The sequence below is a fragment of the Arthrobacter sp. Bi83 genome, from assembly GCF_918698095.1.
Lineage (GTDB): Bacteria > Actinomycetota > Actinomycetes > Actinomycetales > Micrococcaceae > Arthrobacter.
On record NZ_CAKKLY010000017.1, the window covers coordinates 21,085 to 33,594 of the forward strand.

General features: G+C 64.7%; 7 protein-coding genes. 5 read left to right on the forward strand and 2 right to left on the reverse strand.

What is annotated here, in order from left to right; translation table 11 throughout:
- The first annotated feature begins 64 nt into the window (after positions 1-64).
- From LQ144_RS10040 to LQ144_RS10055, 4 genes are all read left to right on the forward strand, one after another.
- The gene (locus LQ144_RS10040) at positions 65-1,984 is read left to right on the forward strand and encodes a TRAP transporter large permease subunit (RefSeq protein ID WP_230118551.1); all 1,920 of its coding nucleotides are present in this window, start codon (positions 65-67) and stop codon (positions 1,982-1,984) included.
- 5 nt (positions 1,985-1,989) lie between these two features.
- On the forward strand, positions 1,990-2,913 hold the full coding sequence (locus LQ144_RS10045; protein ID WP_230118552.1) for an NAD(P)-dependent oxidoreductase: 924 nt from the start codon (positions 1,990-1,992) through the stop codon (positions 2,911-2,913).
- 198 nt (positions 2,914-3,111) lie between these two features.
- Positions 3,112-4,635, forward strand: a complete 1,524-nt coding sequence (locus LQ144_RS10050) for an aldehyde dehydrogenase family protein (protein WP_230118553.1) — start codon at positions 3,112-3,114, stop codon at positions 4,633-4,635.
- A gap of 63 nt (positions 4,636-4,698) precedes the next feature.
- Positions 4,699-5,286, forward strand: a complete 588-nt coding sequence (locus LQ144_RS10055; protein WP_230118614.1) for an adenylate kinase — start codon at positions 4,699-4,701, stop codon at positions 5,284-5,286.
- A gap of 65 nt (positions 5,287-5,351) precedes the next feature.
- Here LQ144_RS10055 and LQ144_RS10060 read toward each other — a convergent pair whose 3' ends face one another.
- On the reverse strand, positions 5,352-6,035 hold the full coding sequence (locus LQ144_RS10060) for an NADPH-dependent F420 reductase (RefSeq protein WP_290369750.1): 684 nt from the start codon (positions 6,033-6,035) through the stop codon (positions 5,352-5,354).
- A 512-nt stretch (positions 6,036-6,547) separates the two neighbouring features.
- On the opposite strand from LQ144_RS10060, the gene LQ144_RS10065 reads away from it, so the two are divergent.
- A complete protein-coding gene (locus LQ144_RS10065) occupies positions 6,548-6,772 on the forward strand; it encodes a hypothetical protein (RefSeq protein ID WP_230118555.1) in 225 nt (74 codons plus the stop codon).
- Between the two features lie 70 nt (positions 6,773-6,842).
- Here the strand turns inward: LQ144_RS10065 and LQ144_RS10070 are convergent, their stop codons facing one another.
- A complete protein-coding gene (locus LQ144_RS10070; protein ID WP_230118557.1) occupies positions 6,843-12,380 on the reverse strand; it encodes a peroxidase family protein in 5,538 nt (1,845 codons plus the stop codon).
- Between the last annotated feature and the right edge of the window lie 130 nt (positions 12,381-12,510).

Below are 12,510 nucleotides of genomic sequence, written 5' to 3' on the forward strand. Positions count from 1 at the left end.
GCTTTCCCGCGCTCCGGCCCTCAGCCGAACACCCCCGCTCTCAACGTTGACAGTCTGGAAGAACATGGAACACACACTCGCCCCCAGGGAACTCGAAGAGGTCCTTCCGTCTGACGCGGAAGAAATCCTCCACCACGGGCACGTCGCACCGCGCTGGAGCGGGGCCGTCTGGCTCGACAAGACCCTGGAAGGGATTGTGGGCGCGGCGATCCTCGCCGAGCTCGTCGTCATCCTGCTGAACATCACGGTCCGGGTGGTCACCGGTGATTCGGTGCTCTGGACCCAGGAAGTATCTGAAATCGCCCTGCTGACCATCGCCTTCATCGGCGGTGCCATCGCGTATCCCAAGGGTGCGCACATGTCCGTCCAGGCGCTCATCATGCGCCTGCCGGCGAGCTGGAAGCCGTACCTGGCCGCCCTCGTCGACTGCCTCGTCTTCGTCATGAGCGCGGGAGCGTTTGCGCTGTTCGTGCCGACCCTCGTCCAGCAGATCGAAGAGAAGACACCGATCCTTCAGCTGCCGGTCTTCTGGGTCTCGCTGCCGTTCTCGATCGGCATGGTGCTCATCGCCTGGTTCGCTGTCCTGAAACTCTGGCGGCAGGAACGCCGGACCGTTCTCGTGGCCGCAGGCATTACAGCAATCCTGGCCGCAGCCGTGCTGGTGTCCCAGCCCCTTTTCTACTACGTTTCACCCAACGCCCTCCTCGCCGTCGTGCTCGTTGCGCTCTTTGTTCTGCTGTTTCTTGGCCTGCCGATTGCGTTCGTCCTGGCGCTGGCGTCCGGCATCTACCTCTACCTTGGCGGCATCTCCGAGGTCAGTGCCATCCCGATCGGGATGGCGTCAGGGGCCAAGGGCTTCGTTCTCCTGGCAATCCCGTTCTTCATCCTCGCCGGCACAGTCATGAACTCCGCCGGCCTTACGCTTCCGCTGGCCAAACTCGTCGACGCGCTCATCGGGCACCTGCGCGGCGGCCTGCTTCAGGTGGTCGTCGTGACCATGTACATCTTCTCCGGCATCTCCGGCTCCAAGGTGGCGGACGTTGCCGCCGTGGGCACCACGATGCGCGGCATGCTCGAGGAACGCAAGTACCCCCGCGGCGAGGTCGTCGCTGTGCTCTCCGCCTCGGCCATCATGGGCGAAACCATTCCGCCGAGCATTGTGCTCCTCATCCTTGGATCCATCACCACCATCTCCACCACCACCCTGTTCCTGGCCGGATTCGTTCCCGCAGCCTTCCTGGCCCTCGTGGTCATGGGTCTCGTATTCTTCCGGGCCCGCAAGCAGGGCGGCGTCGCCAGCCCCAAGGCCACCTGGCGCGCACGGGGATCGGCGACGTTCTTCGCCATTCCCACCCTCCTGCTCCCTGTCGGCATGGTGGTCGGAATCCTGAGTGGCTTCGCGACACCCACCGAGGTGTCCTCTGTGGCCGTCGCCTACGCCTTCATCCTCGCCGCCGCCTACCGGCGCGGCAGCAAGAAACTCCTAGGCGACACCCTGCGGGAAACGACAACGACGGCGGGCATGGTCCTGTTCATCATCGCCGCCGCGTCCCCGCTCGCCCAGACGCTTGCCCTCGCCGGCGTCTCCCAGCAGATCCATGACCTCATGTCCGGCCTTGGTGACTCACCCGTGCTGTTCATGCTGTTCACCGTTGTGCTGCTGATCATCATGGGCCAGCTGCTCGAGGGCCTTCCGGCGGTCCTGATCTTCGCGCCGCTGCTCCTGCCGATCGCTACCGACTTCGGCGTCAACCCGGTGCAGTACGCCATGGTGCTGATCATTTCCATGGGCATCGGCTCATTCGCCCCACCGGCGGGAGTCGGCTTCTACGTCGCCTGTGCAACCGCACACGAAACCGTGGAAAAGAGCCTCAAACACTTCTGGCCCTACCTCATCGCGGTCTTCCTGGGGCTGCTTGTGCTTGCCGCCGTCCCGTGGTTCAGCACCTTCCTGCCCGCCCTCGCCGGACTCATCCCCTTCTAAGCCACATGACGACACCGACCAACACCCAGAAGCAGTTGCCCGGCTTCCCGTTTTCCGTCTCGCTGTGCGGCACCGGGCCGATGGGGGCACCGATCGCCCGGAACATCCTCAGCGGCGGCGTTCCGCTGACGCTCTGGAACCGCACGGCAGCCAAGGCCAGAGCCATTTCCGGCGGCAGGGTCGCCGGTTCCCCGGCGGACGCCGCCGCAGAGGTGGTACTCACAGTGTTGCCTGACCTGCCCCAGGTCGCGGCCCTCCTCCCCGGGGAGAACGGCCTGCTGGCCGGGTGGGAAGCTGCCGGAATCAGGAACCCGGTCCTGGTGGTTCACGGGACCGTGTCGCCGGTGGCAGTCGCAGAGTTTGCCGAGGATTGCCGGCGCGATTACGGACTGACCGTCCTCGACGCACCCCTCAGCGGCGGAACCATCGGGGCGGAGGAGGGGCGTCTGAGCACGATGGTCGGAGGCCCACCGGACGTCGTGGGCCGCCTTACGCCGCTCTTCGAGCTCTACAGTTCCACGGTGGTCCTGTTCGGCAAGACCGGCGCGGGGTCAACAGTGAAGGCGTGCAACCAGATCGTTGTCGCCGCCACTGTCACGGCCCTGGCCGAAGCGATGGCCCTGGCCGCCACCACCGGCCTTGACCTCCAGAAGGTGCAATCCATCCTGGCGGGCGGATTGGCCAACTCAGAGGTGCTCCGGCAAAAGGGAGGACGCTGGATCCACGCGGACTTTGAAGGCGGAGGATCCGCGAAAAACCAGCTCAAGGACCTCAGCTTCATTGCGGAGATTGCGAAGGACGCCGGCCTGGAGCTGCCGCTCTCCACAAGCGTCCGGGATGCGTTCGAAGTCATGATCGCGGCAGGTGACGGCGACCTGGACCATACTGGAATTTACCGGTCCATCCTCACCGAAAAGTCCCAAGCCTGACCCCGGTTCATCACGGACGGTCAGTAACGCAAAACGCAAGCGAACGACGGCGGGACTTCCCGCCGTCGTTCGCTTGCGTTTTGCCCCTTTATGGCGGTCTGAATAGCAGCCGTCAGGCGCCCTTGCAGCCTGGTCGCAACCTCTGGTCCCCTAGCGTGGGGGCAGGACGAAGACGTCTGATTTTCCAGAGGAGTAACCATGACTGTTTATGTACAGCCCGGCCAAGAAGGATCCAAGGTCCAGTTCAAGGACCGCTACGAGAACTGGATCGGCGGCGAATGGGTGGCTCCCACTACCGGCCAATACATCGAGAACGTCTCACCCGTGAACGGCAAGCAATTCACCGAGGTGGCCCGCGGCGCAGCAGCGGACGTAGAGCTGGCACTGGACGCAGCCCACAAGGCCGCCCCGGCGTGGGGCAAGGCTTCGGCCGCCGAACGCGCCGCTGTCCTGAACAAAATTGCCGACCGGATCGACGCGAACCTGGAGTTGCTGGCCGTTGCCGAAACCTGGGATAACGGCAAGCCGATCCGCGAAACCCTGAATGCGGACATCCCCCTCGCCGCCGACCACTTCCGCTACTTCGCCTCCGCCGTCCGCGCCCAGGAAGGCGGGCTGTCACAGCTCGACGAGGACACCACCGCATACCACTTCCACGAGCCCCTCGGGGTGGTGGGCCAGATCATCCCCTGGAACTTCCCCATCCTCATGGCCGTCTGGAAAATGGCGCCGGCCCTCGCTGCCGGCAACGCGGTTGTCCTCAAGCCCGCTTCGAATACGCCGGCTTCCATCCTGGTCCTCGCCGAACTCATCGCCGACCTGCTTCCCGCGGGACTTCTGAACATCGTCAACGGATTCGGTGCGGAGGTGGGTAAACCGCTGGCGTCCAGCCCGCGGATCCGCAAGATCGCCTTCACCGGGGAGACCACCACCGGCCGGCTGATCAGCCAGTACGCCAGCGCCAACCTGATCCCGGTCACGCTGGAGCTGGGCGGCAAAAGCCCCAACATCTTCTTCAACGACGTCGCCGAGTCCAATGACGCTTTCTACGACAAGGCGCTCGAGGGGTTCACCCTGTACGCGTTCAACCAGGGTGAAGTCTGCAGCAGTCCCTCCCGCGCGCTGGTTCAGGAAGGCATCTACGACTCCTTCATGGCCGACGCCGTGGCCCGGACCCAGAAGATCATCCAGGGCAACCCGCTGGACACCGAAACCCAGATCGGCGCCCAGGCCTCGACAGGCCAGATGGAGAAAATCCTTTCCTACATCGACATCGGAAAGCAGGAGGGCGCCAAGGTCCTCGCCGGCGGGAACCAGACGGAACTCGACGGTGACCTGGCCGGCGGCTTCTACGTCCAGCCCACCATCTTCGAAGGCCACAACAAAATGCGGATCTTCCAGGAGGAAATCTTCGGCCCCGTCGTTTCCGTGACACGCTTCAGCGACTACAACGACGCCATGGGCATCGCCAACGACACCCTCTACGGGCTCGGCGCCGGCGTCTGGTCCCGCAACGGCAACGTCGCCTACCGCGCCGGCCGCGAGATCCAGGCCGGCCGCGTGTGGGTCAACGACTACCACGCCTACCCGGCCGGCGCCGCGTTCGGCGGCTACAAGTCCTCCGGCATCGGACGTGAAAACCACGCCATGATGCTGGACCACTACCAGCAGACCAAGAACCTCCTGGTCAGCCACTCCGAGAACAAACTCGGGTTCTTCTAGACCTGCTTCAGGACCAAACACAAGTTTTCACCGGCACCACGAAGGGTTACTTGAATGACGAGAATGCTGATTATTGGCCCGCCCGGCTCGGGCAAAGGAACGCAGGCGGAACGGATCTCGGAACGCCTCGGCGTTGTTGCGATCTCAACCGGCGACATCTTCCGCGCCAACGTCAAAGGGGAGACGCCCCTCGGCGTTGAGGCCAGGAAGTACATGGACAACGGGGATTTCGTTCCGGACAGCGTCACCAACGAGATGGTGCGCAGCCGTCTCAGCCAGGATGACGTCGGCCACGGCTTCCTCCTTGACGGCTACCCCCGCACGACAGCGCAGGTGGGCTACCTTGACTCGATCCTCGCCATCAGCGGGCACAAACTGGACGTCGTCCTGCAGCTGACGGCTGACGACGGGGAACTGGTCACCCGCCTGCTGGGCCGTGCCAAGGAAACCGGCCGCAGCGACGACACCGAAGCCGTGATCCGGCACCGGCTGGACCTGTACCACGGGCAGACCGAAGCGGTGGTGGCGAAGTATGTGGAGCGCGGCATCCTGACACAGGTTGACGGCCTCGGCCGGATCGACGAAGTAACCGACAGGGTCATGAGCACTATTGATAATCCTTTGAGGATTTCCGTCGTCAGTGGATCTTAGTCCCGCGTCGCCGTCGCCCGCCGGACGTGTTACGGCCCAGCGGGGCGATCTTGCGCCGGCTGCTTCTACTTGGTGACCTGCAGCCCAGTGTCCCAGTTGAAGTCGGCGAACTCGGGGTTGGCCTGCATGGTCATGAGGACGAACTGGAATCCTTCGAGTTCGCGGGCGCGCTTGAGCGGGCCGACAACCAGGGGGCGCATGCCGCCGGCGCTGACGAAGCTGCTGACAGCAGCGTTGGCGTCGGCGTTGTCTCCGGAGACGAAGACATCCAGGGGCCGGCCGCCCGATACCCCGGCGACCAGGGTGCCGGCGAAGGTGGTGTTGAAGGCCTTGACCACGTTCGAGCTTGCCGGGACGAGCTTGGCAATTTCCTCGGCCGCGGAGGTGCCGGGCTCGACCACCAGGGAGTCAAAGGTTTCGAAGTTCACCGGGTTGGTGATGTCCACGATGGTCTTGCCGGCCAGGGTGTGGCCTAAGGCGGTGACCACGGATTTTGCGGCCTCGAACGGGACGGCCAGGACCACGATGCTTCCCTGCGGAGCGTCCGCGGTGGTGCCGAAGGTGACGCCGGCGCCGAGTTCGCGGGCCAGTTCCTGCGCTTTGGCGGCGTCCTGCCCGAGGATCTCTACGCTCTGGCCTCCGGCCAGGGCGCGAGTGGCGATGCCTCGGGCCATGTTGCCGTTGCCGATGATGGTGATGTTCGTCATGGTGGTCTTCTTTCCGAATATGCGGGCCAGGAGGGTTTTCATCAGATTCTGTTCTGCTGGAGGATCAATACTTGAAGCTACAACTAAATCTACATCCAGAAAGTTGAAGCGTCAAGTGCCTTTGGAGCGGAGCCACATGCCGTCGTCTTGCGGTGGCATGTGAGCTTCTGGATACAAAGCTGAAACGTTCAGTCGACGCCATGAAACAAGCTCTGGCTACGCTAATTCCTACTTGTAAAACGTGATCCGCGTGACGCATCGAAAGGAATAACAATGCTTCGGAGTAGCTTGAGCCTGTTTCTCAGTTCCCGCCAGAAAGATGGAAGCCGTCAATCCGGCGAAACCAGTGCTGTCGCTGAGTTCCCCCAGGGTCAGCTGACGTCCACCGCTTGGGAAGGCTGGTGGCACAACCCGGCACAAGCCTGACGAGGCCGTTAGGGCCATCCGCGCCTGGTCTGAGCCCGGCGGCTTACCCTTCCATCCCGGTTATTATTTGGATATTTTCAGCGGCCCAGTAGGCTGACCGAAAACAGCCAGAGTCAAGGAAGGTGGAAATGACCAGATTAAGCAGAGGTGTGGACGGTGTCCAGGTCCGGGAGGCCTTAAGCCGCGCGGAGCGGAAACTCCGATCCACCCGCCAGGCCTCCAGGACCGCATGGCTGATCGCCGGTATCGTGGCCGCCGCCGTCACCGGATCGGTGATCGTGTGGCAGGTCCTGGACCGCAGCGGGGAACCTGAGGCGACTCCGGATCGAAAAGCCCCGACAGAGCACATGTGACCAGACGCAAGAGAACGACGGCGGGAGGTTCCCGCCGTCGTTCTCTTGTGATGAGGCCCCTCGCTGGTGCCTAGAGGGCGGATCCCGTGGTGAACACCCACGTGCGGGTGACGAACGGGTTGCCCGCGAGGTCGCGGACGGCTCCTGTGCCGCCGGTTATCGTGACCCGGTACTGCGTGTTGGCCAGGAGGGTGGCGCCTGGGTTGATGGTCAGGGTTTGGTTCGCCGTGCTGAAGCCGAGAGCCGCCGTGACCCCTGCGCCGTTGGATACCCGGGTGACCGTCACTGTCGCCGCCGAGATGCCGGTGACGTTCTCACTGAACCGTGCCGTGATGTTGGCATTGCGGCGGGCCCCCGTGGCGTTGATGCCCGGAGTTACCGAAACCATTGTGGGTGCCGGTCCCGTAGTGAACTGCCACGACGTGAACGCGATCGTATTGCCGGCCGTGTCACGGATCGAGGACATCGATGCCGTGTAGGTACGGTCCGGCAGGAGGTTCCCGTTCGGATTCAGCGTCGCCGTCCGGGTGGCGTTGTTGTACGTCACTGCGGCGGGGATCGGGGTCGCCGAACCGTTGAGCCGCAGGACGACAGTGCCGGTGCTGACATTTGCGACTGGTTCACTGAATGTCGCTGTCACGTTTCCGGACTGGCTGACCGAGCGGGCACCTGAGGCAGGTGTCCTGGCCGTCACCGTCGGGGCCACAAACTCCGTGCGCGGCGTTGCCAGTGCGGACCGGGCGGAGGCCGGGCCGGTGCCCACGGAGTTGATCGCCGCAACATCAAAGGTGTAGCCGGTTGCATTGATCAGGGTTCCCATCACCGTGCTGGTGACGTTGGCAACCGTCGTCGTGCGCGTCGGCGTGGTGCTCGTGCCGACGTAGGTGCGTACAACGTATCCGGTGACCGCAGAGGCATTGGCGACCGGCCCTGGCGCGGACCAGTTGACAGTGACCTGGGCGTTGCCCGGAGTGACGGCCCCCATGACCGGTGCTGCGGCGACTACCGCTGCACTGGGAGTCACGGCATTGGACAGAGCGGAGAAGGCACTCGTGCCGAGGTCGTTCGTTGCCGACACCTGGAACCGGAACGCGGCTCCGTTGGTCAGCCCGGTGACAACCAGGCTCGTTGCGCCGGCCGGTGCAGTGCGAAGGGCACCGACCTGGGCGCCGGCTGCGTCCACGACCTTCACTGAGAAGCCGGTGGCAACGCCGCCAGCCCCGGGGGTGAAGTTGACCGTAGCCTGGCCCGCTCCTGCTGCTGCTGCCAGGCCGATGATCGGGGCCGCGGGGGCAACGGTGTCGGAGAAGACAAGCCGTTCGATGTTCCGCAGCGTATCCGTTCCATCGGCGCCGACGTTGTCGGTGACCGTGGTGGTTGACCCCGCCGAGCCAACGGTGCCGTCGCCGCCGGTGGTGGTAACGGTGTAGTTGGCCTGCGGTCCGGAGAAGACCGCGGAGTCGATGTTGCCTGCGGTGTCCGCCGCGGTTGGTGTGATGACCTCCCGGACGGCGACCAGGTTGCCCGGGTCGATGACACCGGCAGCGACGTCCGCTTCCAGGGTGTGGGTGTTGCCCGCCTGGTAGGTGTGCTCCATGAGGTCGGTGCTGCCGATTTCAGTGGCCGGGTCGGCCGGGTTGGTCCGCACGCTGATGCGTACCTGGACATACCGGTCACCGTCGATCACGTCGTTGGCACCGCGGCCTTCGATGCTGTCGCTGCCGAGGCCGCCGAGGAGGATGTTGCCGTCTCCCCAGACTGGTCCGTCGAGGGGGCAGGCCCCCATGGCGGATGCCGCTTCCACCGGGGCGAGCGGGGTGCTCGGAGCGGGGAGGAGGTTACCGAGGCCGGCGATGCGGTCGATGCCCGTCTGGTCGAGGACGTCGCAGCCGCTAAAGCCTGCGCCGCCCACGGCACTGGGCACTACGTCGTCGCCCTTGATGACATCGTTGAACGCCGAACCGGAGTTTGCTTCCGTTTCCTGCCAGCGGTCGCGGTTGACCACCAGCTGGAGGGGGACGCCCGCCAGGTTCTGGTTGATCTTCATGTCATCGTTGGCCCCGACGGTGTCGTACTGGTGAATCGCCCAGTCGAATCCCGCGGCGCCGGCGAACCGGTCAATAGCGGCGTTGGCGGCCATGACGTCGTCGCCGCCTTCAGCGTCGTAGTCGTTTTCGCCCACCTGGCCCACCATGATGTCATTGCCCGGTTTGGTCTGGGCAGGGTCGTCGAAGAACGGTGCGCCGTGGTCGCCCTGGAGCAGGTCCTGGCCTGAGCCGCCCTGGATCCAGTCGTCCCCGCCGTCGCCGAACACGGCGTCTGCACCGTCACCGGCCCGCACGAAGTCGTTGCCGGGTCCGGCGAACGTCTCATTGTCGTTGGCTCCGCCATTCATGAAGTCCTGGCCGTCGCCGCCCATCATGATGTCGTCGCCGATGCCGGCGTTCGTGTAGTCGTTGCCGGGACCGCCCTTGAGGACGTCGGCGCCGGACAGGTCCGTGATGCGGTCATTGCCGTCGCCGCCCAAGGCAACGTCATCACCGCCCTGGCCCTCAATGACGTCATTGCCTGCGTTGCCCCAGATCGTGTCGTTGTCGTTGCCGCCTGCTACCCGGTCCGCCGCGGCGGTGCCGTTGTAGACCGACTGGCCGTTGATGCCGGACGGATCGACGGTGTTCTTTTCCTGGTACTGGATGGTGCCGTCCGGCTTGCGCAGGAGCAGCAGGTTTTCATTGCAGTCAGGGGTGGAAGGATCGTCAGCGACAGAGGGTCCGGAAGCGAGGTAGCCCTCCGGAGTGCCGGCGAGGTTGCTCAGCTGGAACTTGCAGTCGGCCGTCGCGAAGACGTCGGCTTTCAGCGTGTTCGTGCCGTCGGTGTTGCGCATGATCATCTCGGCGAAGCTGTTTCCTTCGAGCTGGGTGCGCAGGTTCATGCCGGGCGTGCGGGCCAGGTAGTACAGCCGGTCGCCGTTCTGGAGATCGGTGAGCTGGTTCTCAAACACGTAGTTGAAGGTGCTGCCGAGCAGGCCGCCGAAGAGGTTGGTCTTCTCCGCGAGGCCGCCTACCCACAGGTCCACCTTGTTCAGGCCGGTCTCCTGGTTGGCCCACGCTCCGGTGCTGTTCATGAAGTCCATCATGTCGGCGGTGGGAGGCGTGGCGCCGGGGCCCGGGTCCACGATGGCCTTGGCAGCTGCCCGCTTGTCAGCCAGTGTTGCTGCACCGGTGATGCTCGGGTAGGTGCCGTAGGCCGCAACGAAGTTGATCAGCGACTCGGGGTGCTTGATGTTCTGGCCGAAGTCAGCCCAGCTGGTGTAGGGGGTGAGCTGGCCGTCCCCGGTTGAGTCGTGGATCTGGCGGCGCACCTCGTTGAGGGGAGGAACGCCGGCTTCCCGGGCGCGGGTCATGTTGATCGTTGCCAGGTCCAGGGGCAGGCCGAGCAGGTTATTGCGAAGCGTGTCGGTCACGAATTCGTCGAGTTCGTTGCCCGTTTGGTCGCTCATGCCCATAACGACTGCGCCTGCGGCCTGCTCCGAGGTGAGCTCGCCGGCGGTGCCGCCGTCCCTGTACGAGGGCGGGTTGAGGAAACCGTTCAGCAGCGGGATCGAGTTGTCGCTCCCGTCCGGGTTGGTGCGGGCGATGGTCTCGGTCAGCATCGAGTGGCCGAACCGGTAGACCGCGTGCGCGAACTCGGCGTGGATCGCCGGGTTGATGTCCGTGTGGTAGACGTGGAAAGGCTGGATCGCGGGCTGGACCTTGCGGGCGAATTCCTCGAACACCAGGTGCTGGTACTCCATCTCGGTGACGAAGCGGGCGGCCTGGAACAGGCGCTCGCCGTTCCAGCCGTCAGGCGTGCCCAGAGCCAATTTCCACTCGGCCAGTGCCGCGACGCCCTTGACCGAGGTGTCGTTGGTCAGGGTGTTCTTGAAGTCCTCCACCAAACGGTCATGCTCGGAGTGGAAAACCTGGTGGATGGTGCTCAGGCCGATGTTTTCGTTGACGCGGCCGTCGCCGGCGGTGAAGTGCGCGTTCAGCATCTCGTCGTCATAGGTGCCCGGAGGCTGGCTGGCGAAATCGGCCGAGGCGACGTTGTCCGCGTCAGGCACCGGAGCCACCGGCGGGGTGGATGGGTTGTGGTCAGTGTCCTGCGGGGACGGGTCCGCGTTGTGGGCGATGTCCGTCAGGAACGGAGTGTCGAAGTAGAGCACGTTCGACGGGACCAGAGTGCCCAGGTTGCCATTGTCGGCGCGGTTGGCCTCAACCAGTCCCGTTGCCGTCACGAACTGCGGAAGCCCGCGTGCGGGACCGGGGACGAACTTGCCGTACGGGTCGACTTCGATCTGGGGGACGTTCAGCACGTCCTTGTCGAGCAGCTGGATACCAAGAAGCTTCGAAGCCTGCTCCTTGGTAGTGGCCCAGGTGGCCATGCCGTTAACGGCCTTGGTGCCGGCTTCCCCGCCGAGGAGCTTGCCCGTCGAGACCGGCTTGCCGTCTGCGTTGTCCACGTATTCCCGCAGGAACACCTGGTGGGAGGGGTGGGAGGTGTAGGTCTGGGACTGGTCCACGTACGGGGAGTCCGTGTTGGTCGCATTCTGTTCATCATCGGCGGTGCCCATGACCCCATCGGGGCCCGGCTGGTTCTGCGCCCGGGTCAGCACCATGAAGCGCTGATTGGCGGGCAGGTCATCCGCGTTGCCGAAGACGTGGTCCGGTCCGGCGACCAGCGGGTCGTCGTCCCGGAGCGGCACGAAGACGTTGCCGCCGCTCTTGACGGTCTGGTCCACGCCGTGGTCAAAGAACTGGCCGAACAGGGTGAACATCGAGTTGTACGGTGGCGACAGCCCGACGTCGGTGGTGACGTTCGGGATGAAGAGCGTGTTGTGCGACGGCACGCATCCGGCGGGAACGCCGTCCACGGGCGGCGTTGCCAGGGGATCGGGGTCGGTGGTGCACGGGTGGACGCCAACATTGCCCTGGGTCCGGACGGGGAAGCCTGCTGCGGCAACGGCGGCGGGGTTGGTGGAGGTCTGGTCCACGATCAGGTTGGAGATGTCACGCGGCTTGCTGTCGAAGACGTTGCCTGTCTTCTGCTTGTAGGAGGTCGGGCCGGCCGGACCGAAACCTGGCGGAACGGGGTCTGCATCATTGAAGACCGGCGTGGTGTAGCGGGGGAACTTCTGGTCAGCGGCGCCGAAGGTCTCGCGGCCGTTGATCAGGTTGTTGCATGAACCGTCGACTGTCCGCAGGCCATAGGAGGTCAGCGCGTCTGGGATCTGGTTGGGGCCCGGCCCGACGAGGGCCCCGCAGGGGCCGGTCTCGGAGGTGGTGTTGGCCACGTGGGCTTCCGCGATCTTGATTTGCTTGAGGATGTAGGCCAGGTCTGAGGCTGTAACGGTGAAACCCTGGCCCACCGGCGCCACCACCGCGTTTGCGTTGACCACGGGGAGGCCCACGGCAATCGGCAAAGCGAGGGCTGTGGCGGCGCTGATGAGCCGGAAGGTTCCGGACCGCGTGCCGCTGCGACTGCGCCGGTGGCTGTGGTTCGGTTGGGGGGCGGGGCCTGCGTGCTTTGCAGTTGCTGCAGGGCCGGATCTTGTGTCTGAGGTTTTCATGGCACACCTGCTGTTTCAAAGGGGATAGGACGCGCTCATCGTGAGGCGGCTCGCTCCGGAAAACCTTGAACAGGAGAGGGGACCCGAACAGGCCCCCTCGGGGGCTGACGGCGCCAAGGTATTCCTAGGT

What these genes read in the sequence shown, in the direction of transcription:
- LQ144_RS10040 (WP_230118551.1), top strand. Translation starts at nt 65, where the DNA reads ATGGAACACACACTCGCCCCCAGGGAACTCGAAGAGGTCCTTCCGTCT.
- LQ144_RS10045 (WP_230118552.1), top strand. Translation starts at nt 1,990, where the DNA reads ATGACGACACCGACCAACACCCAGAAGCAGTTGCCCGGCTTCCCGTTT.
- LQ144_RS10050 (WP_230118553.1), top strand. Translation starts at nt 3,112, where the DNA reads ATGACTGTTTATGTACAGCCCGGCCAAGAAGGATCCAAGGTCCAGTTC.
- LQ144_RS10055 (WP_230118614.1), top strand. Translation starts at nt 4,699, where the DNA reads ATGCTGATTATTGGCCCGCCCGGCTCGGGCAAAGGAACGCAGGCGGAA.
- LQ144_RS10060 (WP_290369750.1), bottom strand. Translation starts at nt 6,035, where the DNA reads ATGAAAACCCTCCTGGCCCGCATATTCGGAAAGAAGACCACCATGACG.
- LQ144_RS10065 (WP_230118555.1), top strand. Translation starts at nt 6,548, where the DNA reads ATGACCAGATTAAGCAGAGGTGTGGACGGTGTCCAGGTCCGGGAGGCC.
- LQ144_RS10070 (WP_230118557.1), bottom strand. Translation starts at nt 12,380, where the DNA reads ATGAAAACCTCAGACACAAGATCCGGCCCTGCAGCAACTGCAAAGCAC.